Raw genomic sequence first — 24,650 nt, 5'->3', positions numbered from 1 at the left:
AATGAACTCCTCCTCTAAAAAAATCGCAACTAGGTTGCAAAAATATCTTAAACCCTAGGGTCTAATCCAATTGACATGAGAACCTATTCCTATTCTAGGCTCTGAAAAGAGTATGGTAGTAACTCACCTACTGTCATCTCGACAGTCGCACCATCTTTAGAAACTAAAGTGACAGGGCAATCCAAATCAAAGAACTCAGCCATAACCTGTCGACAGGCCCCGCAAGGGGAAATCGGCTGATTGGTTTGACCATAAATTACAATACTAGAAAAATCTCGCTGCCCCTCCGAAACCGCCTTAAAGATTGCTGTCCGCTCTGCACAGTTAGTCAGACCAAAACTGGCATTTTCAATATTACAGCCCTGAAAAACTTGACCAGACTTCGTTAGAACAGCCGCACCAACCGGAAAGTGCGAATAAGGGACATAGGAATACAGACTGGCTTTTCTAGCCAATTCGACTAGATTGGAATCAGTTAGCACCACTGGCCTTTTCCCCTTCAACAATAGCAACGCCTGCTGAAGCACCGATTCGACTGGCCCCTGCCTCAACGAAAGCCTTGGCATCTTGGTAGGTGCGAGCACCACCAGATGCCTTGACACCAACTGTATCACCAACAGTTTGGCGCATCAACTTCACATCAGGAACATTTGCACCGCCGGTTGAGAAGCCTGTAGAAGTCTTGACATAATCTGCACCAGCTGAAACAGCCAACTGACAAGCCTTTACCTTCTCTTCATCTGTCAAGAGGCAGGTTTCGATAATGACCTTGAGTAGAGTTTTGCCTGTCGCCTCAACTAAGGCCTGAATATCTTCTTTGACAGCTTCATAATTACCAGCTTTTAACTGACCGATATTGATGACCATATCCACTTCTTCGGCACCGTTTGCAATGGCATCCTTAGCCTCAAAAACCTTAACAGCGGTGGTATTGGCACCCAGAGGAAAACCGATAACCGTACAAACCTTGACATCTGAGTCTTTCAAAGCTTCTGCACAGTAGGCAACCCAGTATGGATTAACACAGACAGAGGCAAAATCATAATCTTTAGCTTCTGCCAACAATTGGTCTATCTGATCCTTAGTCGCATTCGGCTTCAGTAAAGTATGATCAATGTACTTATTAATAGACATAACTCTCTCCTAATTAATGATTTTTAATATTTCACTTATGGACACTTTTTCGTTACTTATTGTAACATTTTTTGCGAATTCTGTAATCTTTTTTTGAGGAATTTTTCGATTTGAGTAGATTTTTGCCAACAAATCTCCAGCTGAAATCGCATCCCCAACTTTTTTGTCGAACATAATTCCGGCATCATAGTCTAATCGATCGGTTTTTACTGCGCGACCAGCTCCTATTTCCATGGCAAAGCGACCAAAGTAGAGGGCCGGAAGGGAGGAGATATAGCCTGAGCTTTCCGCCCTTACTTCATAGATAAAATCAGTCTGAACCGGCCGATAGATATCTTGGACTTCACCGCCTTGAGCAGCTACTAGGTCTTCAAATTTTTTTAGAGCGTGACCTTGTGTCAAGTGGTTCTTGATTTTCTCTAGTTCTACTTCTTGTCCACCTAATTTCAACATAATCTGTGCTAGCTGGCAGATGAAATCGGTAATATCTGACCGTCCTTCTCCCTTCATAATTTGAACAGCTTCAAGAACCTCCAGCCGGTTACCGATAGCTTGACCCAAAGGTTGGCCCATATTAGTAATGACAGCAACAGTCTGGCGTCCAACTTCTTTACCAAGGTTGACCATGGTTCGAGACAGCTCTTCCGCATCATCAAGGGTCTTCATAAAAGCACCGTCACCAACAGTAACATCCAGCATAATAGCATCCGAGCCAGCAGCAATTTTCTTAGACATTACCGAACTGGCGATCAAGGGCATAATATCAACTGTTGCCGTCACATCCCGCAAGGCATAGAGCAATTTATCAGCCTTAACAATCTGCTCTGACTGGCCAATAACCGCAATACCTATGTCTTTCACCTGCTGAATAAAGTCTTCTTCTGCAACCTCGATTTGGTAACCTTTGATGGATTCTAGTTTATCCAAGGTTCCGCCAGTATGCCCCAGCCCTCTTCCACTCATTTTAGCAACGGGTACGCCAAAACTGGCTACCAAAGGAGCCAAAATTAATGTTACCTTATCACCAACGCCACCGGTCGAGTGCTTATCAACCTTAATACCAGAAATGGCCGATAAATCAAGCTGATCGCCCGAAGCAACCATAGCCATGGTCAAATCGCGAGTCTCTCGCATGGTCATCCCCTTGAAAAAGATAGCCATAGCAAAAGCTGACATTTGGTAATCAGGCACCGCCCCCGCTACATAGTTCGCAATTAACCACTGAATTTCCGCTGTAGTTAATTCGCCGCCATCACGTTTTTTCTGAATTAAATCAACCGCTCTCATTCCTTTATACTCCTTAAAACATAGTAACCCTTATCTTTTTTGACCAGTTCAACATTGCCAAAGACTTGCTCCATCTTAGCCTTTGCGCTAGGAGCGCCTTGCTTCTTTTGGATAACTACAGTTAAGCTACCAGTCGGATTGAGATGGTCATAAGCACCTTGCAAAATTTCATGCACCACCTGTTTTCCTGCCCGTATGGGAGGATTGCTGACGATGTGATCAAAACACCCCTTGACCTGCTCATAGATATGCGACTGGTAAATGTCAGCCTGAACACCATTACGTTGAGCATTTCTCCTAGCTAGATCCAAAGCTCGCTGATTAATATCAACCATGCTAACAGCTAAGCCATAGACTTTAGCACAACTAATCCCCAGAGGACCATAGCCACAGCCAACATCAAGGAGACTGTCCCCAGCCGAAAAATTTAGGGCAGACAAAAGGACCTGACTACCATAATCAATCATCTTTTTTGAAAAGACACCAGCATCCGTATAAAAACGAAAAGTTTCACCTAATAGCTGAACTGTCAAATCATGAACATCATGCTCAGCATCAGGCCTTTCAGCATAGTACATCTTAGCCACTTCTTCATTTGCTCCCTTTATTCAGTCACTTCATTTTATCATATTTTGTGCTACAATAAACCTATGTCTCATGAATTTATTAATTTCGAAGAAATCAGTCGGAAAACTTGGCAGGGCCTGCATCAAGCTGAACAAGCACCCTTAAGTCAAGAAGAACTAGATTCTATTAAAAGTCTCAACGATAAGATTGATATTCAGGATGTGACAGATGTTTATCTTCCGCTCATTAGCCTGATTCAAATTTATAAAAACGCTCAGGAAAATCTCAGCTTTGCTAAGGGAATCTTCTTACAGAAGCAAGCTAAAAAGCGCCCCTTTATCATTGGTATCTCTGGTTCGGTAGCTGTTGGTAAGTCCACTACCAGTCGACTTTTGCAGCTTCTTCTAGCCCGAACCTTTAAAAATAGCCGAGTTGAAATGGTAACAACCGATGGCTTTCTCTACCCTAACCATATCCTAATCGATAAGGGAATTTTGGATAAAAAAGGCTTTCCTGAAAGTTATAACATGGAACGTCTGATTAATTTCTTAGATGGCATGAAAAATGGTCAGACCATGTCTATTCCTGTATACTCTCATGAGATTTATGATATTATTCCCCAAGCCGAGGAAACCATTCAGTCACCTGATTTTCTTATCATTGAAGGTATCAATGTTTTTCAAAATCAGCAGAATCACCGACTGTATATGAATGACTACTATGACTTCTCCATCTATATTGATGCAGAAATATCCCATATTGAAAAATGGTATCTTGAACGTTTTCAAAGTTTACTCCAGTTAGCTAAAACAGACAGTAAAAACTATTATTACTCCTTGACAAAGCTGGATTTAAAAGAGGCCTTAGCCATCTCCAAAAAGACCTGGCAGAGGGTCAATTTAGTTAATCTGGAGAATTATATAGAACCGACTCGCAACCGAGCTGAGCTCATCTTGCATAAATCACAGAATCACAAGATTGATAAAATTTACCTGAAAAAGTGATTAGGACTTGTCAAAGCCAGCTATTTCCTATATAATGGAATGGTTAGTAAAAATGGAGGTGAAAACTGTGGCAAATATTAAATCAGCTATCAAACGTGCTGAGCTTAACGTTAAGCAAAACGAAAAGAATTCAGCTCAAAAATCAGCTTTGCGTACTACTATCAAAGCTTTTGAAGCAAACCCATCTGAAGAACTTTTCCGTGCTGCCAGCTCAGCAATCGATAAAGCTCAATCTAAAGGGTTAATTCACAAAAATAAAGCAAGCCGTGATAAAGCTCGTCTTGCAGCTAAACTTGGATAAAATTGACCTCCGTTTGGAGGTTTTTTTGTAGCTCAAAATCACGATTCAGCTCCAGCCTAACCAAACCGATATTAATGCTCCAAGAAAATCAAATATAAATAAGATCACAAAGTGCAGACAGCTCAAAAGTTGTGGAAGGCTTTTTAAAGCTTCGAAAATGGAGAAAAAAGTTGTGGCCAGCGGAAATCAGCGAGGTGTAGTTTTAGTTTTCAAGGAACATAAACCCAAATAACTGCTTCTCTTCTCCTTCCACCTCAAGTCCCATAAAAAAGAGTGGGAATGTGAGCCAAAATTGAAAATTTTGGTTCACATTCCCACCCCCACATAGTTGGCTAATTTTTTTCGCTTGGGCCTTGTGGCAACAGGAAAACCAGCCAGCGGTGGTTCATTGGTGCTAAAGCACCTAATGAACTGTGCAGGCATAAGGCTTCTTAGCCCAGCCAACAGGTCTTACTCCCAACCACTGCGTCAAGAGTTTATTTCAAAACAGAAATACTGAACGAGTTTTTGCCCAGTCCCTTTTTAAGCACTTAATTTAATTTCAAAAATAGTTCCTGTCGGTTCATTATCGCGGACAGAAATAGTTCCTTTCAAGGCATCCACAATCTGCTTAGCCAAAGATAACCCTAAGCCAAAACCACCGGTCTGACGATTGCGAGCTTTATCAATCCGGTAAAAGCGGTCAAAAATCTTTATCTTATCTTCTTCGCTGATACCAGCCCCATTATCTGCTACTGAAATAAGCAATTTGCCAGCTTCACTGGTAACGCTAATATCAATAGCACCATCTTCTCCTGTGTACTTAACAGCATTATCAAAGAGAATGGTCATGACTTGCTTGATTAATGTCTTATCAGATTTCATCGGTAAATCCAGACGGTTACGACAGGTTAAGCTTTTGCCATTTTCTTCAGCAATCATTTGGTAGTTCTCAAAAATACTGTCAAAGAAAGCTGGCTCAATTTCCTCAATCTTAGGATTAAGATGATCATCTCGTCTAGCCAAATTCAACAGATTGGTGGTTAAAATCCGCATATTTCGGACTTCTTCTAAGCTAGAAGCAATGGTTTCATAATTGTCCAAAATCGTTTGGTCTGGCTTACGAAAAAGGCTCTCTAAGCGGTTTTGCAAAACCGTCAAAGGTGTCCGCAATTCATGGCTGGCATCTTCAACAAAATTCTTTTGCCTTTCATAACTTTCCAAAATTGGTTTACGTGACCAATTAGCCAGATAAACGCTAGCAAAAACTGACAATAGCCAGAAGGTCACCATCACCGATATAATGATAATTTGATAACGAGAATTAACACTATCCAGCTGATTGACACTAATGGCAATAGTGACATAAGCAACCTTAGGAAATTGCTTGTCTGATACTGCAATGGTCTTATAGCGGTAGTGTTCCTTCTCACGAAAACTACCATCAATACTAACCTCGTTGACCTCGCCCAGTTCATCCCGATTCATTTTCAGTTTGTTCAGTCCGGAAAAAATTTCTGAGCTATTAAGTACCTTGCCATTTTTATCATACATGACTGTTTCAATCGTAGCATTCAATTCTACATGGGATTTGTTCTGTTCTGGACTGCCTGAAGCATTAGCATCGGCAGGAAGGGTCGTCCCATTTCCCAAAAAATCATCCCCATCAGTAAAGATGGAGAGATCTGAATCATCATTACCGTCAAAGGCTGAGTACAGACTCGCCTTATACATATTCATATAGATATAGGAATTAACACTTTCAGCTGCCTTATCGAGGTTGTCGTCAACTGATGAATAAATCCCAATCCGCATGATTTGCAAAATCAAAATAGTCATCACCAAGAAAATTACGGTGAAGACAGATAGGAAGTGAAGAAAAGTCGAGAATCCTTCAGAAAAGAGACCCTTCTTTAACTTATTGAACATCCTTTAAGATATACCCCACACTACGTAGTGTTTGCAAGTTTTGTTCGAAATCTGTTCCTTTGAGTTTTTTACGAATCTTGGAAACATAAACTTCGACAACCGAGACAGTTGTATCGCTATCAAACCCCCAAATTCGATCAAAAATTTGTGTCTTAGGTAGAATAACATTTTGGTTTTGAAGGAAGTAAACCAAGAGATCAAATTCTTTACCCAGAAGTTCAACAACTTTACCGTCAACGGTTACCGTATTAGTTGATGTATCACAATCTAAGTTTCCATAAGTAAGAAGCTTATCATTGATTTTACCAGAACGCTTCAAAAGTGCTTGAATCCGCATCTTCAATTCTTCCAAATAGAATGGCTTGGTCAAATAGTCATCGGCACCAAGTTCAAAACCATGCCCCTTATCATCCAAAGCTTCTTTAGCAGTTGTAATCAAGACAGGGGTTGGGATACCTTTGTCACGCAGCTCTTTCAAGACAGTAAAACCATCTTTTTCCGGCAACATCAAATCAAGCAGAATCAAATCATAAACACCAGTTTCTGCTTCAAAGAGGCCTTTCTCTCCATCGAAAACTTGGGTAACTTCAGCAAAGTCATCCAAAAAATCGAAAACAGAATTTGAAAGGCTAAGGTCATCTTCTACTAATAAAATTTTAATCATATATCTGTACTCCAATCTTTCCTATATCTTATCATAAATCCAGCACCTTGTCGCCGAAAACTTAATCTGGCAATAAGAATTTTTTACCGAGTAATTCCTATCCAGAATGCGCGAACTAATAACTAATACTCAGAGAAAATCAAAAAATAAAATCGGGCGACGAAGTCTAGGCAGTATTTGATCTTGACAAGATGAGGTCAACAACGTGCGGTTTTGATTTTCAACAAGTTAAAATAAGTCGTTCGACTGACACCAGTCTAGCAAGACTTGCTGAAAAGCGACTGAACCTGTCTAAGCAAAAAGGCCTAGAAAAAACTTCTAGACCTTAGGCTCTTATTTAGCAGCGGCTAGGTCGATAGCTACTTCAACCGCAGCCTTGTCTTTTTTAATCAAGTCAATGCGAGCAGAGATTTCCTTGATCCCCATTGTTATATTTCTAGCGATAGCTTTATCACCAAGTTGAGGTTCAAAGAAGGCCTTATAATCAGCTAGACGTGCGTCTGTCTTAAAGTTATTAGAAGGGTAAATCACAAACTTATCAAAGCTCATGTCACCACCTAAGGTCGTCTTTATCCACTCCCAATTTTCCTTAGCCCAATTCCAAACCTTACCTTGAGTGAAGTCTTGCTGCAAGAAATAAGCATACCAAGTTGCCAAGTCCTGAGGTTTCACAACATCTTTATTTTTCCACTGAGTTAGAATATGAATCAAAGTTGCAGAATCCTTGGTATAGGAAAGCGCATTGGAGAGCTGACGCTTAAAGATACCGTCTGTGCTTGCCACATAGGCAGAAAGATACTGATTAACTAAAGCCGGCGTCTCGGAATGCTTCATTTCATTAACCAAAACGGACGAACGAATTGGAGCCGGAATAGCTTCGATATTAGCTTGATAGTCTTGGAAAATAGCATGCACTTGCGCAATGGCACTCTCATCATCAGCTTTGAGCATGAGATAAATAGCTGATTGGCGAACCATTTCATCTTCATCAGCCTCTCCATCAATTTTTTCAAAACCTAGACGATTAAAATTGTTTTCCGCAACCCGCTTAATCAAGTTCTTGAAGTTAACCTCGGTGCTTGTTCCCTCATCAACAAAGCTATCCAAGCCTGAAATAATTTGTTGACCAGCTGCCGCGACCAGATAGGAGCTTTCCTCTGGCAGCTTATTAAGCAAGGGCACGAGATCAGCGTAAGACACTTCACCACTTTCAGCCAACAGACGGCGTTCCTGCAAGACCTGCAATTTGGCTGTCTTATCCAAGTTAACAAAATCAGCTAGGACTTCATCCAAAAGTCTGCCTTGATAGTTAGTAATATAATGGGCTGTATTGTCTGTATTCAAGCGCAGGGCTCCAGCCCCCTCATTCTGAGCAGCCAGACTTGAGTAATTAGGGATGGTCAAACTAGTCTCAGACAAAGTATCCGGGAGACCAGACCAATTACTATTTAATGGAATCTGCCAAGAGCGATTCTTATCCTCATGTTCTCCAATAAAGAACTGCTTTTGACTGAGAATCAGATTATCATCAAGGACTTGAGCAGTCACAACTGGATAGCCTGGTTGTTCCAACCAAGCATCCATGAAGCTAGCGACGTCCTTTTCAGCACTTGCTGAAAGAGCATTCCACAGATCACGACCGACCGTATTACGATACTGATGCTTTTCGAAATAAACCTTGAGCCCTGCTGCAAAGTCCTCATCTCCTAGCCAGCGGCGGAGCATGTGCATAAGGCGGCTTCCCTTAGCATAAACAATAGCTGGATCAAAGAGAGTATTGATCTCATCAGGATGATTGACCGCTACATGAACAGACTGTACTCCATCGGTAGCGTCCCGTTTTAGAGCTAGAGGGACACCTGTTGTTTGAAAATCTTCAAAGATATTCCAGCTTGGCTCAATGGCATCAACTGAAACGTATTCCATCATATTGGCAAAAGATTCATTAAGCCAAAGGTCATCCCACCATTTCATAGTAACCAGATTACCAAACCACTGATGGGCCAACTCATGGGCAATCACTAAAGCAACCTGCTGACGAGTGCCAACAGTCGAATTTTCATCAACAACCAAATAAACTTCACGATAGGTTACTAAGCCCCAGTTTTCCATAGCCCCTGCCGAAAAATCAGGCAGAGCCAAATGGTAAGAATGGGGAATTGGATAAGCGACACCGTAATAATCTTCATAAAAATCAATGACACGGACAGCAATATCCAAAGCAAAATCTAAGGATGAAGCCTTGTGGGCCTTAGTGGCAAAAACACCAACCTCAGTACCATTCTTAGTCTGAGCCTTCTTAGCCTGCAAATCACCCAGAGCAAAAGCTAAAAGGTAGGAAGACATTCTTGGTGTTGTCGCAAAGGTCCAAATGCCTGTTTCCTGCCGTAATTCAATATTGGTCTCAGGCATATTTGAGATAACCACTTCACCATCTTCCTGGTCAAACTTAATAGCCAAATCAAAGGTAGCCTTAGCTTCTGGTTCATCGATAGACGGGAAGGCTTCTCGAGCAAAATGACTTTCAAACTGTGTGGCAATCACTTCTTTTTTGATACCATCAACTGTATAATAAGACGGATAAATCCCCGTCATATTATCTGTAATTTTTCCTGAGAATTCCAATACTAGGGTCATGTTCCCTGTCTCAGGTAAGTCGAGATGAACGGCTTCTTTTTCAGGATCCAGATTAAAGTTCACCTCCTGATTATCTAGGAGGACCGAAGTAACTATCAAATCCTTCTGATGGAAGGAAACCTGATTATCTAAGGCCTCACCACTGATAGCAACATTCCCAGAGAAGGTCTTTTCCTTTCGGTTAAGATCCAGAAAAATATTGTAATTTTCAGGTACAAATTTTTCAATAAAATGTTCTACTGAATTCATAAAACTCCTCAATTTTTTATAAATTTTACAAGTTTTTATCCTGCTTCTCAGACCAAAAAAAGATTGGTCAAAACCAATCTCAATTATAACATATTCATTATTAAAGTTCGATAATTTTTCCTGTCTTGAGATAGACAACCCATTCACAGAGATTGCGAGCATAATCCCCAATACGTTCCAAGTACATTAAGACTTGGAAATATTCCTTAGCCGCAAAAGCGGCATCTGGATTAGCCTTGATAGCCTCCACTGTCATATTTTGTGTTTCAATAAAAAGATTATCAATATGCTCATCATGAGCTGCTACCGCATAGGCAGCCGCTTCATCAGCCTTGATATAGACATTCATGGCTTCCTCAACCATATCTCGGACAGCACGCCCCATTTTATTAATGGCCTCTTCAACCGATGTAATTCGCTCTTCGCCTTTCATCCGAATAGTAGCCTTAGCAATAGCTGAAGCATGATCTCCCATACGCTCAACATCGCTGGACGCCTTGAGCACAGTAATGACTGAACGTAAATCAGTCGATACAGGCTGTTGCAGGGCAATGATTTCCAAGGATTTTTTTTCTAATTTCGTTTCATAGTTATTGACAATCTCGTCTGACTCAATAACTTCCTTGGCCAACTGCCGATCGTGGCTGATAAAAGCGCGAACTGTCTTACTGATTTGGGAACTGACTTCAGTCCCCATAGCATAAAACTGATTATGCAATTTATCTAATTCGTCTTCAAATTGTGTACGTAACATAAAATCATTTCTTTCTATCTATTTAGTCGTCGAGACTAACCAAATTTACCACTGATATAATCTTCAGTCTCTTCATGGGCAGGATTGAGGAACATTTCCTTGGTTGAATTAAATTCAATTAAGTCACCATCCAAGAAAAAACCTGTCTTATCGGAGATCCGAGACGCTTGCTGCATAGAGCGTGTCACAATGAGCATGGTGTATTGATCTTTCAGACCATAGAGGGTTTCTTCAATCTTCCCCGAAGAAATCGGATCAAGAGCAGATGTCGGCTCGTCCATTAAAATAATTTTGGGACTGGTTGCTAATACACGAGCAATACAAACCCGCTGCTGCTGCCCACCAGACAAGCCCAGGGCTGAATCGTGTAGACGGTCTTTAACCTCATCCCAGATGGAAGCTCCAATCAAGGACGTCTCTACTGCTTCATCCAAAACAGCCTTATCTTTAATTCCTTTGATACGAAGACCATAGGTGACATTTTCATAAATGGTCATAGGAAATGGGTTGGGCTGCTGAAAGACCATACCAATTTCCTTACGTAATTCTACCGTATCAGTCCTTGGTCCGTAGATATTATGACCGTTGTAAGTGATGGCCCCTGTCAAGGTTACTTCAGGATTAAGGTCTCCCATACGGTTGATAGCCCTCAGCAGAGTTGACTTACCTGAACCAGAAGGTCCAATCAAGGTAGTAATCTCATTAGGCATAAAATCCATAGTAATATTATTCAGAGCTTTTTTTTGATTATAGTAGACCGACAGGTCTTTCACCCGCAAAATAGGTTCTGTCATAAGATTCCTTTCTATCCGAAACGGCCAGAAACATAATCGCTGGTCGATTGACACTGCGCATTTTGGAAAATCTTAGCCGTCTTGTCATACTCAATCAAATCCCCTAAATAAAAGAAGGCTGTATAGTCGCTGACACGGGCAGCCTGTTGCATATTATGGGTAACGATAATAATCGAATAGTCCTTCTTGAGCTCGGCCATTGTTTCTTCCAACTGCATGGTCGCAATCGGATCCAAGGCTGAAGCCGGTTCATCCATTAGGAGAATATCTGGCTTAACCGAAATAGCCCGAGCGATACAAAGACGCTGCTGTTGCCCACCAGATAAGGTAAAAGCAGACTTATGAAGATCATCCTTGACCTGATCCCAAAGCGCTGCTTGCTTGAGTGATGTCTCAACAATCTCATCTAAGACTTGTTTATCCTTTATACCAGCGCGCTCGTGAGCAAAGGTGATATTTTTATAGATAGATTTTGCAAAAGGATTAGGACGCTGAAAAACCATGCCAATATGCTTGCGCATAGCATAAACATTGATTTCAGGACGATTGATGTCAATCCCTTCATACCAAATCTCACCCGTTACCCTAGCAATATCAATGGTATCATTCATACGATTGAGACTGCGCAAGAAAGTTGATTTCCCACAGCCCGATGGGCCGATAAAGGCTGTAATTTTATTTTTTTCAAACTGCATATCAATGCCCTTGATGGCTTCATTTTGGCCATAATAAACATGCAAATTCTTGGTCTCAAGTGCCAATTCTTTGCCTTCAAAAGTCATGATATGACGCTCATTCCAATTATATTCTGCCATATATATTCCTTATTTATTTCGCCGATGTCAAGCGAGCATGCAATTTCTTGCCCAGATAGCGAGCAGAGAGATTAAAGATTAAAATGAAAATGAGAAGGATAGCGGCACTACCAGCCGACACCATGGTCGCATCAGGGATGGTCCCTTCGCTGTTAACCTTCCAGATATGGACAGCCAGCGTTTCAGATTGTCTGAAAATCGAGATAGGACTCGTAACGCTTAAAGGATTCCAATTGCCCCAATCAAGAGCAGGAGCTGATTGCCCCGCTGTGTAGATAAGCGCTGCCGCCTCACCAAAGATACGTCCGGACGCTAATACAACACCTGTGACAATACTAGGAATCGCTTCTGGAATAACCACATGAAGCACCGTTTCCCAACGAGAAAGTCCCAATGCCAATCCTGCTTCGCGCTGGGTATGATGGACATTTCGCAAACTATCCTCGACTGTCCGTGTCATCTGCGGCAAGTTAAAGACAGTGAGAGCCAAAGCACCCGAGATAATGGAGAAACCATATTGAAACTGGACAACAAAAATCAAATAACCAAAGAGTCCTACTACAACAGATGGCAGTGATGACAAAATCTCAATACAAGTTCGAATAAAATCTGTCAAACGCCCTTTTTTAGCATACTCAGCCAGATAAATCCCAGCTCCCATAGAAAGAGGGATGGAAATAATTAGCGTGATGATCAGCAAGAAGAGAGAATTATAGAGCTGGATACCGATACCGCCGCCAGCTTCATACGAAGAAGACTTTCCTGTCAGGAAGTGCCAGCTGACATGTGGCAGCCCTCTGAGTAAAATGTAGAGAATCAAAGCAGCCAGTATGGTAACAATGATACCAGCAATCGTATAGAGGATCGCTGTCATAACTTTATCAAATTGTTTAGCGTTCATAGTTTACTTTTTTCTCCCTCGTAATAAACCTCATCAGCATATTAAAGGCCAGACTCATAATCAACAGAACCAAGGCCAAGGACCAGAGAACATTGTTCTGAACTGTTCCCATAACGGTATTTCCGATACCCATGGTTAGAACTGACGTCAAGGTTGAAGCCGGAGTAATCAGCGAAGTTGGCATAACAGCTGAATTTCCGACAACCATCTGAATAGCCAAAGCCTCACCAAAAGCACGGGCCATTCCAAAGACAACAGCTGTAAAAATCCCTGGCTTAGCAGCGTGTAGAATAACGCGCCAAATTGTTTGCCAACGTGTAGCCCCCATAGCCAGACTAGCTTCACGATAATGACGAGGAACCGAACGCAGACTGTCCGTTGTCATAAAGGTAACAGTAGGCAGAATCATGACGAAGAGCACAAAAACTCCCGAAAGGATCCCAAAACCAGTACCACCGAACAGTGTACGCACAGCCGGTACGACCACTTGCAAACCAATAAAGCCATAAACCACTGATGGAATCCCTGTCAGAAGTTCAATAGCAGGCTGAAGCAGGCGCGCTCCCCGCTTGGGAGAAATCTCTGTCATAAAGATAGCTGCTCCAATCGTAAACGGCGTCGCAATCAAGGCTGATAAAATAGTAACGATGAAGGACCCTGTAATCATCGGTAGAGCCCCCATCATATATTGGCCGTGAGCATCTTTGACCGACGGTTTCCAATTTTTTCCAAATAAGAAATCGAATAGGTTGACGCCATTAACAAAAAAAGTTGATAAGCCTTTTTGAGCCACAAAAATCAAAATCATGGCAACAATAAAGGCAATCAGCATCAAACAAAGAAAGGATATGGTCTTGCCAAATTTTTCCAGCCGTGAATTTTTTGATGGCGAGGTTAACTGTGTCGCCAAATCCTGTTTTTTCATGAAAACTCCTCTTATTTAATTGTCACATTACCATCAGCGTCTTTAACGACCTTCATATCATTGATGGAAATATAGCCCATGTCTTTAACGACCCCATTTTGGACCTCATCACTAAGGATATAATCCAAGAATTCCTTGGTTAAGCCTGTAGCTTTTCCCTTGGTATACATATGCTCATAAGACCAGAGAGGCCAAGCATTGGTGGTGACATTTTTTGCAGTTGGGGCATGCCCATTGAGATTAACCGTCGCTACGCTATCATCAACATAGGCAAAAGCCAAATATGAGATGGCTCCAGGGGTCTGTGACACAATCGAGCGAACCATGCCGTTTGAATCCTGCTCTTGGCTTTGCTTACTCTCCTTATCTTTCATGATAACACTGTCAAAAGTTGAGCGGGTTCCTGAACCTGCTGCTCGATTGATAATGGTGATTTCCAAATCCTTACCACCCAATTGTTTCCAATTGGTATATTCACCAGTAAAGATTTTCTGCAGCTGCTCCGGTGTTAGATTTTTCATCCCTACCTCTTTGTTCGCGATAACGGCGATCCCTGCGACAGCAACCTGATGATCAACGAGTTTGCTGGCATCAATACCACTTTTTTCCTCGGCAAAGACATCACTGTTACCAATCTGAACCGCACCGGACTGAACCTGAGACAAACCCGTTCCGGAACCACCGCCTTGAACGTTGATAATCTTACCTTGATTCTTTTCAGAAAAACGGTCAGCTGCTCCTTCTACCAAAGGCTGCAAAGCCGTTGATCCAACAGAAGTAATATTCTCCCCTCTGTCAATCCAGCTGGCACAGGCAGACAGACAAAAGAGAGCTGCCCCCATCATCGCAAGGAGAAACAAACGTTTTTTATTCCATTTTTTCATCTTTAATTCCTGTTAATTTTATTCTAAAATCAAGCGACTGTCATATATAATTGGAAGCATCAAACCTCCACTCCTAATGATAACACATTACTTTTATTTTGGATATACTCACTTTTAATGTAACAAAACTGTTACATCAGGAGGAAAAGCGCAAGCCCTTAGGGAAATAGTTTTTTAAGGTCCCATTAACTAGTTTAGCAAATCCAAGGCCATTGCCACCTGCTAAAACTTGATACCAGCCATTGCTGTGCTCACCATCAATAGCAACTGTATTTCCTGAGACATAAGCCCTGAAGTCTTCTTCACTTAAGGTCAAGCTATAGTTGACTTGATCGCTAGTCAGAGCTAGTCCCAAAGCAAATGAAGGTTCAAAGCGCTTCTTTTTAAAGGTTCCCAAGTGCAAACCATTGCGCGCTAGCTTGAGCTTAGCCAAATCAGGCAGACCCTCGGGCAGACAATAAAGCTGATCGCCAAAGGTTTGAAGCAGGCCTGATAAGTCCACTTGCAAATGCTTCTTGGCAAACTCCTGCCAAAGGCGCTTCTGCTCCTGAGTCAAATTGCTCTTAGGAGATTTGAGTTTTAGGGACTTCTTGAGCGCAGGCCGCCTATCCTGCAGATGGGCGATGAACTGCCCCTCACCCTTAAAACGATGAGGATACATTCGTGCTGCTTCAGGCATATCAATACCTTCAACCATCCCATTAATTTTTTCAATTGGCAGCAAACTTAGATCAGGATAATGCTCTAAAAGCCAAGAGATGACAGCTTCATTTTCTTCAGGAGCCCAAGTACAAGTAGAATAGACAAGACGGCCACCAGGGGCCAGCATAATCATGGCTTCCTTTAGAATCTCTCTTTGCAAACCAGCACATTGAGCCGGATAATCCTGATGCCAATATTGGATAGCATCTGCATCCTTGCGAAACATCCCTTCACCAGAGCAGGGGGCATCAAGAACTATCAGGTCAAAATAAGCTGGAAAAAACTCAGCTAAACGCTGAGGAGACTCGTTTGTCACTACAACATTGCGTGCCCCAAAACGCTCGACATTTTCCACTAAAACCTTGCTGCGTTTTTTTGAAATCTCGTTACTCACGAGGAGGCCGGTATTATCTAGGTAGGAAAGTAAATGAGTTGTCTTACCACCAGGAGCAGCTGCCAAATCTAAGACCTTCATGCCCTTTGTCGGAGCGGCAACTTGCCCCACCATCTGAGTAGCGGGTTCTTGCGAATAGACTAAACCGGTAACATGCTCAATAGACTTTCCTGAGACCTTTCCATAATAGCCCCAAGGTGTATGAGGGATAGCATTAGGAAAAGGCTGCTGGACTTTTTTTAAAGGATTTAACCGAAAAGCGGGCACAGCTTCTTGCTGCAAACTTGTCAAAAAATCATCACCGCTATTTCCTAAAATTGCTTGATATTTTCCAATGAATGCTTTAGGTAATGTCATAAAAGCATTATACCAAAAAAGGCTAGTGGTTTGCACCATTCTAGCCTTTTAAAACAGTTTTTCTGTCCACAGAAAGAGATTTACTTTTACTGGTTAATCCCACCTATTAAAATCTATCCCAAGGGAAGAAATTTTGGAGATCAAAGAAGCCATAGCCTCTGAAACCGTAATTTCTGAAACCATAATCATAATAGTTTCTCTCAGTATGACGTGGGTAACGATAAAAGTATCCATTTAGGGAATAACGATTCTGATGACGAGGACGTTCATAGATCTGATTGCTAGATCGTCTTGACCTTTGAACTAAAACACCATTCGCATTAAAGTAAAGTCGCTGTCCATCGATAACCTGCCAACCGGTTACGGCAGTACCATTTTTGTCAAAATAGAAGGTTTCACCGTCTGAATTTTTAACGAACTGGTTAGAAACCATATTTCCATACTCTTTATCGAAATATCTTACCTTACCATTATCATCGGTAATAAAACTACCCTTAACTTGGAAACCGTAAGAGTCGTAGAATTGGGTGTAGGTCTTGTACTTACCTTTTACTTGAGTCAAGCCAACATCCATAATGCCATTAGTAAAGTGACGCCATTTATTACCAAATTGATAGTAACCATTCTCGTAACGCGTACCATCTCCAGTGAAATAAGATTTTTTACCTTGAGCATTGGTGATAAACTGATTAATGGCCATATTTCCATACTGCTTATCGAAATATCTTACCTTGCCATCTTTATCCGTTACCAATTCTCCTTTGACTTGGAAACCTTGAGCATCATAGTATTGGGTGTAAGTTTTAGATTTCCCCTTGACTTGAGTTAGACCTACAGCCATGACACCATTCTCAAAATGACGCCATTTATCGCCAAATGGATAGTAGCCATTTTCAAGACGCTTACCTTGACTGTTGAAGTAATAGCTTTTACCAGCATTATCCGTATAGATGCCATCTTTCAGAGCCTTACCATCTTTGCCGAAGTAATAAGTTGCACCGTTAATCTTTTGCATACCTGTGACCATGTAGCCTTTTTGATCAAAGTAATACAGGTTATTATTTTCAGTGATAAAGCTAGATTTAGCCTGTACACCATTCTTATAGTAAACATAGCCCTTACCATCATGAGAAATACCTGAAACAGATGGCTTTGAAGGCTGAGATGGTTTTGAGGGTTGAGATGGTTGTGACGGCTGAGATGGTTGTGACGGGTTTGTTGACTTGCTCAACAGGGCTGTTGGCAAGTAGAGCTTGCTGTCTGTCAGATTGAAGTAACCCTTGCTGTCACCGAGCACATATTTAGCCCCACGTCCTAAGATATTAGAGCCGTTGAAATATTTAGCTGACCAGTTAGTAATCTTAACCGAAGCATCGATTGGTTTTCCTGTCGAAATTTGCTTGGTCGTGAAGAGACTTGGATAGAGCTTTTGCAGTTCATCTAAGAATTTACCACCGTACTGCTCTTGATAATCACCGTAAGTTTTAGTATTAACTACATAAGGTGTCTTGTTAATCGTCGCACCAGCCTTAGGTCTACCGTATTGATCAACCCGGGTTGCAGTTACAACTTCTTTACCTGGCAGGTTATACATCTGATCCGGTACCCAGTCAGAGAGAACCTTAATTCCTGCCTTGTGCAAGCCCTTAATGGCATTGGCCAAATCTTCTTTAGAACCGTACTTGTTATTCTTACTCATAGCCAGATCATAACGGTCGCTAAAGGCATAACCATTGAGAACAACAGAATCCAAGAAGGTGCCATCTTCGGATGATACGTACTGCGGTGCCATTTCAAATTGGGTAATGCCCCATGATTTAAAGAGATCCGCATTCTTAGCAATCACCGCATTGGTGTATTGTTCAGGTGTCTTAGCAAAAGCTTGGAAGTTTGAGAAACCTTCATAGATCACTTGGGAATCCAGAGCATCACTTTGAGTATAGATATCAGACGATTTATTACGGCTGGTGCTAGGAGCGATACGGACATCCTGATTGTCAGCAGCACCGACTGGTACCCAAACCTGAATCATCCCTGAAACTTGTGCATTGGCTACACCATGGAGCTCTGAGGCATTGAAGATCAAGCGTCCCTGACTGTCTGTGTACTTGTACTGACTGCTCTTAACATCACTGTCATTCAGATAAGTCGCAATACCTGTTGACGTTGAAAGCAAGAGGGGACGGTAAGCTTGATTAGTGTGGGCAGCTCCCATATTCAGAGTCACACCACGGTAAGCTTGGAAATTAGGCATGTTATTAATCAAAAGAGCCATACCAGATGTACGCGTCTCACTAGTTCCGCGGTCGGTAGCGCTGTTAGCTCCCTTACCATAACGAACCGATGTCAAGACTCCGCCATTCCAATCCTGATTGTAAGCGGCAGTCTGACCACCAGCCACATATTTAATACGTGCCTTGAGCATGGTTTCAATAGCATTATAGAACGGAGTCTTCGCAGCCATGTACTGGCCGTCATCTGTATACATATCACCGTAGTAGACACGGGTCACTGTATCTTTATTTTGCAGCATCCAAGCATAGGCCATCGGAAGGTTGTTGATATAGTACTGCTTATCTGTTGCATACATATCTTTATTATAGATAGCGAAGGCCTTTTCCAAGTCATCTAAGGTGATATTGGTCAGACCATCGGTATTCGCTTTCCCTAAACGCTCCCGGATGATGCTGGCAATCCGTGTCTGAACTTCGGAGTCATGGGCACGAATGAAAACATAGTTAGGAATAGGATCACCGCTGTTGGCTTTGCTGCGATTTTTCAAACCAGCTGTCGCCAAAGCGCTTAAATCGCTACGGTAAGCTGTCGCATAGCCAAAAGCTCTCAACATGGCACTGCGCTGGTTATTGTCAATGGATAAAGAAAAATTATCCTGATCTCTGACATAATCATTATCATTACCAGACCAAGCTTCTAAGATTGACAGGTGGTCAATGGCATTCTTTTCATTTTGACCAACACCGTATTTAGCCTTATAGTAGTCGCGTTGAATCTGCAGAAGGTCGGCATCGACATTATCCACCGCATCAACCCGAACCCCGTCGAAGTTAGCTTCCTTGTCACCCATGACAATCTCACCCCAGTTCATGAGATAATGGAAATGGTTGAGTTGTTCCGCTTGAACGATTGGGTTAGAATTATCAACATCGTTGGCCAAAAGCAATTCGTAACCGCCATAAGAAGATTTATGATAGTTGACACGGCCATCCTGTTGAGACGGATTGCGGTTGAGCAGGCGCCAGTCTGAGTTAGCATATGCCGTTGCATTGTTATTGCTAAAGAGCAGGGCACCCCCTTGGAAGTGGTCCTGATTAGGGTAAGCAGTTGGATTTTCCGAATGGATATTCCACTGAGATTGCGCTTGAACAAATTGACTCATCTTGTTGCGCAGCCAAGTTGTATTACCTTCGGAAGAAATTCTCTTTTCAATAGCAGCCTGAATAGTTTGGGCAGCACTATCAAGATTGCGGGAATTTTGTGTATAAGTGCCAGAAACCAGACCTTCCTTAGCCCAGAAATTAACATAGGCAGCCTTGGTTGCTGTATCTGGCCACCAAGACATCAGGATAGGACGAAAATCATTTTCACCGCTGAGTGTCCACGTTTGACCATCTTTCAAGATAGCCTTAGGACGATACCAAGAGTCAGCTGTCAGGTAGTTATCAACTGTTTCAAAACTGCTGGCTTGGTTGTTATAAGCCTGATTGTTGGTTGCAAAATCATTTGCTGATGGTGTCTGGACTAGCTTAGATAAGTTTAAATTGTCAAGTTGTGGCTTCGTCAGCTCAGGTCTTTCAGCAACCAAACGATTAACGTCTGTCTTAACTGTTTCTGGTTTGGTTTGCACCAGGCGGTTAACTTGCCTAGCAGCCCTCGGTTGAGCCACAGCCGCTTGAGTGGTTTGTAACTGGCTCTCTTCTGCCTCGGCAGGCGCTTGACTGACTTGGCTTGTAACATTGGCTTGATCGGCACCCTTGTTCACTGAAAGATCAGCACTTTCTTCAACTTCAGATTGCGCAACATCAGCTTGAGCTGCCGGAGCAGTCTGGACTACTTGCTGCTCTGCCACAGTTTGAGGTTCCGCAACTGCTGTTTGACTAGTTACAAGAGCCTGATCAGCTGACAGCGCATTGCTAGTTACTACCGAATCTGCATTTACAGTGCTTGCTCCCAACAGCGTCATTGAAATGGCTGCTGTCGCAATGGCGACAGTTACCCAGCGCTTTTTAACCTTTCGCATCTTATAGTGCAATTTTGTTTCTCTCTCCATGAAAAACTCCTTTATAATTATTTATTCGATAATTGAAATAGTATTTCTCATCAAAATATTTCAACATCCTAATTATCATAACATATCATTGAATTTATTACTAGTCAGTTATATTGATTTTACAAAAATATTTCCTAATTTTTTGGATAAATTTAACGATTATGCTATATGGCTGTCAACATTTACCCTGCTGTCATTATGCTTCAAAATCAATGGAACTACTGAAATACTAATTTTGATTGTTACTGGACATTAACCAAAAGCTTCCTTACTTGAGAAACTTATAAAATAAACGTAAGGCCTTAGTGAAATATCTCGCTAACTCACCTACCGCTATAGCATCGATTGCTTCGGCTCCGATCGTAAACCCTAGCTAAATAATTCGCTATCACTGGATTTAACACGCCAAGTCCTGTGGGAACTTCATCAACTTGGCAAAATAGATCAGGACTAGCCCCCCTTCACTCATTAACAGCAAACGCTACGGTGCTTTACCTAATCACCAACTCGGGAAACAGGGCAAGAAAAAAGCCAACAACTTGATTAGTTGCTAGCTTTGCTTTGTCTATTTATGAATGATTTTTTTAACCCTTGCTACCTCAGCTTGCGGAATGAACATAACTGCCTGACGATTCTTATAGTCTAGGGGCTCTCCCGCCATGGTCAAGAGTTCATAACCTAATTTCTTTCCCATAATACTCGCCGCTGCATAATCCCAAGGAGAAATGGACGAACAATAACCAAAAAACTGGCCTTCCAGAACTCGGCTCATACTGATACCAGCACTGCCCAGAACCCTGACACCAAGAAGCTCCTTGGAAAAGTCAGCTAGGCCAAGGTAATTATTAGCATACATACTGCCATTTGCTCCCAGCAGTTGGCGATTCAAGGGACGAACTTGATAAGGGAGCAAAGGACGGCCGTTACAAGTCACTTCGAAATGGCCACCACCACTATAAAGCTTATCACCTGTAACATCATAGATGAGACCAAATTTACCAATTCCTTCCTCATAATAGGCAATCATAATTGCAAAGTCTTGCCTTTGAGCAATGAAATTGACCGTTCCATCAATCGGATCCAAAACCCAGACATGACCGAACCGAATGTCATGATAAAGGTCATTTTCTTCCCCAAGAATATAGTCATCAGGATAAGCTTGCTGAATACGCTCAACCATAAAATCTTGCGTATCCTTATCAATGTTCGTTACTAGATCGTCAAAGCGCGTCTTCTCCTCAATCTGCAAATCTTCTGTCATCCGTTTACGAACATAATCAGTTGCTTGCCGAATTAAATTCTGAGCAAATTTAAATTTAGCGTCCAAGGGAAATCCACCCTTCTTCTTTATTTTTTGCCGCTTGAAGAGCTCGATAGCTAGAGTAGCCGCTAACTTTTTCAAAATCACGGTCAATCTGTTTTTCTTCCATCTTGCTTGGCACCACCTTTTTGAAAGCCCGATAAGCTTCCATAAAGGCTTTAACACCAACTCTGGATTCGTAAGCCTCCTCAACACGATTCAAAAAAGAGAGCACTGATGAAATCTCGTCAGTGCTCCATGAAAAATCGAGCGGGTAAGAATAATTCTTAGTCATGTTTTCCCTCTAATTCTGCTCTAATTGTTGCTTGACGTAACTCTTGCTCCCGATAATGACGAGGCAAAAAGGCCCGAATCTCATCTTCATTAAAGCCGATTTGCATCCGCTTTTTATCCAAAATGATTGGTCGACGGAGCAAGCTTGGATTTTTAGCAATCAAATCAATTAATTCTGAAATGGATAAATCGTCAACATCTATATCAAGTTTTTGAAAAACCTTTGAACGTGTCGAAATAATATCTTCAGTCCCATTTTCTGTCAAAGCCAAAATAGCTCTTAATTCATCTGAAGACAAAGGACTGGTAATAATATTATGTTCTTGAAAAGCTACCTCATGGTTGGTTAGCCAGGCACGGGCTTTACGACAACTAGTGCAGCTAGGCGATAAAAATAGTGTAATCATAAAGTCATTAATAACCCTTTCACCCTGCCATTATACACAAAAAAATCTAAAAATTCCAGATAAAGTTAAGCTAGCCTTTATCACTAGCTAGGGACTTGAAGGGCCAATTTTTAGCCAGTTTTTGGTCTTGCCGGAGCTGGTCTACTAAGTCATCTATTCCGTTGAATTTAACCATCTCACGAATTTTATAGAGCCAAATGATGTCAAGTTCTTCACCATAGATGTCACCAGAGAAATCAAAAATATTGGCTTCCAGACGTAAGCTAGTCCCGCCAAAGGTAACATTCTTACCAATGCTGGTCATGGCCCGGTAACGCTGTCCTTTCAGCAAGACATCAGTGACGTAAACCCCATCGGCAGGAAGAAAAGTCCGATCAAGAGGAGCCAGATTGGCTGTTGGGAAACCGATAGTCCGGCCTCTTGCGTCTCCATGAACAACAAGTCCTCTGGTTGAAAACTCGTGTCCCAAGAGCTGATTTGCCTTGTCAACTTGCCCTTGACTAATCAAATTACGGATGCGTGTAGAGGAAATCTTCTGCCCCTCTTGGCTGACTTCTGCCACCTTGATAAGTTGACCAGAAAAATTTCTCGCCAGATAATCCGCATCAGTTCGGTTATGGCCAAATTTATAATCAAAGCCAACAACAATCGCTTGAGCATTCAGAGCCTTGATATAGGTCTTAATAAACGCATCAGAGGCTATTTGTGAGAAACTTGATGTGAAGCGTGTTAGGTAGAGATAGTCCACCCCGTAGTCCGCAAACTTGGCATAGCGTTTCTCCGGAGAAAGGATATGATTAAGTAAATCAGGTTCAAAGCGAGAAAAGGCTAATTTAGGAGACTCATAAAAAGTCAGGACAGCCATTTTTAACTGTTTTTCCTCAGCCAATGCTTTGGCACGGTCAAAAAGAACCTTATGTCCCTTATGTAGGGCATCAAAATACCCCAGAACAAGGACCGTCTCCTCTTCCTGTCGAATATCGTGATAATCTTTTATTGAAATAATGTCCATTGTTTCTCAAATAAAAACTTTACGTGGTTTATAGATCTGATTACCCTTTTCTAAAATAGCCACCAGATGTCCCTGATAGAAGGCCGCCAAGACCTGTTCTTGCGGCTCTTCAGTTTGCAAGTCAATAAAACGGCCAAATGAGATCTCCTGCTTTTGCTCATCAGATAGGTCTACTCGGGTCAGATCTAAGACACCGTACTCGATCGGCAGGAGAAAATCATAGTCTCCCGCAGCAACCTTATCAGCAAGTTCAGACAAGTTATGGGCTTGCTCAAGCTGCAATCCAGCTGAAGCGGTCCGTCTGAGGGCGGACATATGGCTGGCACAGCCAAGCTTAGCCCCTAAGTCAACCGCCAAAGTTCGAACATAGGTTCCCTTACCACAGGCCACCCGAAAATCAAACCGACAGAGACCATCTTTAAAGCTTAAGGGAGATGTCCGAACAAACGCTCCAATTGTCACCTGCCGCTGAGGACGCTCAACAGTCTCACCTGCCCTAGCATAGTCATAGAGCTTGCGACCATTGACCTTGACAGCAGAATACATAGGCGGAATTTGTGTAATTTCTCCTAAAAAGCTAGACATAGCTTGGTCAACCTGTTCATCCGTCAGTTGCCCTGCCTTAATGGGAGTCTCACGAACAAGCTCCCCACTAGCATCCTCGGTAGTAGTCGAATAGCCTAGAGTAATCTGCCCCTCATAAACCTTACCACTTTCGGTCATGTATTCTAAGACACGGGTTGCCTTGCCAACTGCAATAGGCAGAACTCCTGTTACATCGGGATCAAGAGTGCCCCCATGGCCAATCTTCTTTTCTTGTAAAATCTTTCGGAGCTTAAAAACTGCATCGTGACTGGTCATACCAGCTTCTTTTTTGAGGTTAATAATACCGTTAATCATTCTGCTATTATACCTTTTTTTAGAGCTAAAAGAAAGGAAGTGTGATCAACCCAAAAATTGAAAATTTTAGGCCTCATCACAGCCTGATTTTAAGGTGATGACCTGAAACGGTCTCTCCCCAGACCGTTTTTGACACTTGCTTTGTCAGCTTCATTTCCCGATTACAAAGGTC

At 42.1% G+C, this 24,650-nt stretch carries 21 protein-coding genes and 2 pseudogenes; 2 read left to right on the top strand and 21 right to left on the bottom strand.

Annotation, left to right across the window (positions count from 1 at the left end):
- Positions 1–89: 89 nt before the first annotated feature.
- The 4 genes from STRCR_RS06185 to STRCR_RS06170 are packed head-to-tail and all read right to left on the bottom strand — an operon-like array spanning position 90 to position 3,008.
- On the bottom strand, positions 90–485 hold the full coding sequence (locus STRCR_RS06185) for a cytidine deaminase (RefSeq protein WP_004226326.1): 396 nt from the start codon (positions 483–485) through the stop codon (positions 90–92).
- Positions 472–1,134: a deoxyribose-phosphate aldolase gene (gene deoC, locus STRCR_RS06180; protein WP_004227783.1), complete on the bottom strand. Its 663-nt coding sequence runs from the start codon at positions 1,132–1,134 to the stop codon at positions 472–474. The genes STRCR_RS06185 and deoC overlap by 14 nt, the downstream gene beginning before the upstream one ends.
- Positions 1,135–1,143: 9 nt before the next feature.
- Positions 1,144–2,421, bottom strand: coding sequence for a pyrimidine-nucleoside phosphorylase (locus STRCR_RS06175; RefSeq protein ID WP_004229873.1), 1,278 nt, complete (start codon positions 2,419–2,421; stop codon positions 1,144–1,146).
- The gene (locus STRCR_RS06170) at positions 2,418–3,008 is read right to left on the bottom strand and encodes a class I SAM-dependent methyltransferase (protein ID WP_004225885.1); all 591 of its coding nucleotides are present in this window, start codon (positions 3,006–3,008) and stop codon (positions 2,418–2,420) included. The genes STRCR_RS06175 and STRCR_RS06170 overlap by 4 nt, the downstream gene beginning before the upstream one ends.
- 63 nt (positions 3,009–3,071) lie before the next feature.
- On the opposite strand from STRCR_RS06170, the gene coaA reads away from it, so the two are divergent.
- Together coaA and rpsT are read left to right on the top strand one after the other, a co-directional pair.
- Positions 3,072–3,992: a type I pantothenate kinase gene (gene coaA / locus STRCR_RS06165; RefSeq protein ID WP_004226999.1), complete on the top strand. Its 921-nt coding sequence runs from the start codon at positions 3,072–3,074 to the stop codon at positions 3,990–3,992.
- A gap of 52 nt (positions 3,993–4,044) precedes the next feature.
- Positions 4,045–4,293 carry a 30S ribosomal protein S20 gene (gene rpsT / locus STRCR_RS06160; protein WP_172459627.1) on the top strand — a complete coding sequence of 83 codons (249 nt, stop codon included), beginning with the start codon at positions 4,045–4,047 and terminating at the stop codon, positions 4,291–4,293.
- 522 nt (positions 4,294–4,815) lie between these two features.
- Here the strand turns inward: rpsT and STRCR_RS06155 are convergent.
- The 17 genes and pseudogenes from STRCR_RS06155 to truB all read right to left on the bottom strand — a co-directional run bounded on the left by STRCR_RS06155 (position 4,816) and on the right by truB (position 24,478).
- Positions 4,816–6,201 (bottom strand): sensor histidine kinase, encoded by a 1,386-nt coding sequence (locus tag STRCR_RS06155; RefSeq protein WP_004229495.1) that lies wholly within the window; start codon positions 6,199–6,201, stop codon positions 4,816–4,818.
- Complete coding sequence (locus STRCR_RS06150; RefSeq protein WP_004228046.1) at positions 6,191–6,865, bottom strand: response regulator transcription factor; 675 nt, start codon at positions 6,863–6,865, stop codon at positions 6,191–6,193. Before STRCR_RS06150 ends, STRCR_RS06155 begins: the two co-directional genes overlap by 11 nt.
- A gap of 333 nt (positions 6,866–7,198) precedes the next feature.
- Positions 7,199–9,751, bottom strand: a complete 2,553-nt coding sequence (locus STRCR_RS06145; protein ID WP_003048848.1) for a M1 family metallopeptidase — start codon at positions 9,749–9,751, stop codon at positions 7,199–7,201.
- 100 nt (positions 9,752–9,851) lie between these two features.
- On the bottom strand, positions 9,852–10,505 hold the full coding sequence (gene phoU, locus STRCR_RS06140) for a phosphate signaling complex protein PhoU (protein WP_004227639.1): 654 nt from the start codon (positions 10,503–10,505) through the stop codon (positions 9,852–9,854).
- Between the two features lie 35 nt (positions 10,506–10,540).
- Positions 10,541–11,299 (bottom strand): phosphate ABC transporter ATP-binding protein PstB, encoded by a 759-nt coding sequence (gene pstB, locus STRCR_RS06135; protein ID WP_004228832.1) that lies wholly within the window; start codon positions 11,297–11,299, stop codon positions 10,541–10,543.
- A gap of 11 nt (positions 11,300–11,310) precedes the next feature.
- Positions 11,311–12,114 carry a phosphate ABC transporter ATP-binding protein PstB gene (gene pstB, locus STRCR_RS06130; RefSeq protein ID WP_004229865.1) on the bottom strand — a complete coding sequence of 268 codons (804 nt, stop codon included), beginning with the start codon at positions 12,112–12,114 and terminating at the stop codon, positions 11,311–11,313.
- Positions 12,115–12,127: 13 nt separating this feature from the next.
- On the bottom strand, positions 12,128–13,015 hold the full coding sequence (gene pstA / locus STRCR_RS06125; protein ID WP_004225910.1) for a phosphate ABC transporter permease PstA: 888 nt from the start codon (positions 13,013–13,015) through the stop codon (positions 12,128–12,130).
- Positions 13,005–13,940: a phosphate ABC transporter permease subunit PstC gene (pstC, locus tag STRCR_RS06120; RefSeq protein WP_004225991.1), complete on the bottom strand. Its 936-nt coding sequence runs from the start codon at positions 13,938–13,940 to the stop codon at positions 13,005–13,007. Before pstC ends, pstA begins: the two co-directional genes overlap by 11 nt.
- Positions 13,941–13,951: 11 nt before the next feature.
- Positions 13,952–14,824, bottom strand: a complete 873-nt coding sequence (locus tag STRCR_RS06115) for a phosphate ABC transporter substrate-binding protein PstS family protein (RefSeq protein ID WP_004225175.1) — start codon at positions 14,822–14,824, stop codon at positions 13,952–13,954.
- A gap of 136 nt (positions 14,825–14,960) precedes the next feature.
- Positions 14,961–16,277 (bottom strand): RsmF rRNA methyltransferase first C-terminal domain-containing protein, encoded by a 1,317-nt coding sequence (locus STRCR_RS06110; RefSeq protein WP_040804909.1) that lies wholly within the window; start codon positions 16,275–16,277, stop codon positions 14,961–14,963.
- Positions 16,278–16,383: 106 nt separating this feature from the next.
- Positions 16,384–16,797, bottom strand: a pseudogene (locus STRCR_RS12550) (hypothetical protein); the annotation flags it as partial.
- 60 nt (positions 16,798–16,857) lie between these two features.
- Positions 16,858–20,565: pseudogene (locus STRCR_RS06105) on the bottom strand (glycoside hydrolase family 70 protein); the annotation flags it as partial.
- A 565-nt stretch (positions 20,566–21,130) separates the two neighbouring features.
- Complete coding sequence (locus STRCR_RS06100) at positions 21,131–21,892, bottom strand: inositol monophosphatase family protein (protein ID WP_004226698.1); 762 nt, start codon at positions 21,890–21,892, stop codon at positions 21,131–21,133.
- The gene (locus STRCR_RS06095; protein ID WP_004225646.1) at positions 21,882–22,160 is read right to left on the bottom strand and encodes a UPF0223 family protein; all 279 of its coding nucleotides are present in this window, start codon (positions 22,158–22,160) and stop codon (positions 21,882–21,884) included. Before STRCR_RS06095 ends, STRCR_RS06100 begins: the two co-directional genes overlap by 11 nt.
- Positions 22,153–22,566, bottom strand: a complete 414-nt coding sequence (locus STRCR_RS06090; protein ID WP_004228916.1) for a Spx/MgsR family RNA polymerase-binding regulatory protein — start codon at positions 22,564–22,566, stop codon at positions 22,153–22,155. Before STRCR_RS06090 ends, STRCR_RS06095 begins: the two co-directional genes overlap by 8 nt.
- A 70-nt stretch (positions 22,567–22,636) precedes the next feature.
- A complete protein-coding gene (locus STRCR_RS06085; RefSeq protein WP_004227776.1) occupies positions 22,637–23,578 on the bottom strand; it encodes a bifunctional riboflavin kinase/FAD synthetase in 942 nt (313 codons plus the stop codon).
- Positions 23,579–23,584: 6 nt separating this feature from the next.
- On the bottom strand, positions 23,585–24,478 hold the full coding sequence (gene truB, locus STRCR_RS06080) for a tRNA pseudouridine(55) synthase TruB (protein WP_004225861.1): 894 nt from the start codon (positions 24,476–24,478) through the stop codon (positions 23,585–23,587).
- Between the last annotated feature and the right edge of the window lie 172 nt (positions 24,479–24,650).

This window comes from Streptococcus criceti HS-6 (assembly GCF_000187975.2).
Lineage (GTDB): Bacteria > Bacillota > Bacilli > Lactobacillales > Streptococcaceae > Streptococcus > Streptococcus criceti.
The sequence above is the reverse complement of the archived record's forward strand: the minus strand, read 5'-3'. Positions and strand labels throughout refer to the sequence as shown.

Bases quoted from the DNA above. Each gene is read 5' to 3' on its own strand.
- phoU (WP_004227639.1), bottom strand. From the start codon at position 10,505: ATGTTACGTACACAATTTGAAGACGAATTAGATAAATTGCATAATCAG.
- pstA (WP_004225910.1), bottom strand. From the start codon at position 13,015: ATGAACGCTAAACAATTTGATAAAGTTATGACAGCGATCCTCTATACG.
- STRCR_RS06110 (WP_040804909.1), bottom strand. From the start codon at position 16,277: ATGACATTACCTAAAGCATTCATTGGAAAATATCAAGCAATTTTAGGA.
- pstB (WP_004229865.1), bottom strand. From the start codon at position 12,114: ATGGCAGAATATAATTGGAATGAGCGTCATATCATGACTTTTGAAGGC.
- deoC (WP_004227783.1), bottom strand. From the start codon at position 1,134: ATGTCTATTAATAAGTACATTGATCATACTTTACTGAAGCCGAATGCG.
- STRCR_RS06175 (WP_004229873.1), bottom strand. From the start codon at position 2,421: ATGAGAGCGGTTGATTTAATTCAGAAAAAACGTGATGGCGGCGAATTA.
- truB (WP_004225861.1), bottom strand. From the start codon at position 24,478: ATGATTAACGGTATTATTAACCTCAAAAAAGAAGCTGGTATGACCAGT.
- STRCR_RS06145 (WP_003048848.1), bottom strand. From the start codon at position 9,751: ATGAATTCAGTAGAACATTTTATTGAAAAATTTGTACCTGAAAATTAC.
- STRCR_RS06150 (WP_004228046.1), bottom strand. From the start codon at position 6,865: ATGATTAAAATTTTATTAGTAGAAGATGACCTTAGCCTTTCAAATTCT.
- pstC (WP_004225991.1), bottom strand. From the start codon at position 13,940: ATGAAAAAACAGGATTTGGCGACACAGTTAACCTCGCCATCAAAAAAT.
- STRCR_RS06090 (WP_004228916.1), bottom strand. From the start codon at position 22,566: ATGATTACACTATTTTTATCGCCTAGCTGCACTAGTTGTCGTAAAGCC.
- STRCR_RS06095 (WP_004225646.1), bottom strand. From the start codon at position 22,160: ATGACTAAGAATTATTCTTACCCGCTCGATTTTTCATGGAGCACTGAC.
- coaA (WP_004226999.1), top strand. From the start codon at position 3,072: ATGTCTCATGAATTTATTAATTTCGAAGAAATCAGTCGGAAAACTTGG.
- STRCR_RS06155 (WP_004229495.1), bottom strand. From the start codon at position 6,201: ATGTTCAATAAGTTAAAGAAGGGTCTCTTTTCTGAAGGATTCTCGACT.
- rpsT (WP_172459627.1), top strand. From the start codon at position 4,045: ATGGAGGTGAAAACTGTGGCAAATATTAAATCAGCTATCAAACGTGCT.
- pstB (WP_004228832.1), bottom strand. From the start codon at position 11,299: ATGACAGAACCTATTTTGCGGGTGAAAGACCTGTCGGTCTACTATAAT.
- STRCR_RS06085 (WP_004227776.1), bottom strand. From the start codon at position 23,578: ATGGACATTATTTCAATAAAAGATTATCACGATATTCGACAGGAAGAG.
- STRCR_RS06115 (WP_004225175.1), bottom strand. From the start codon at position 14,824: ATGAAAAAATGGAATAAAAAACGTTTGTTTCTCCTTGCGATGATGGGG.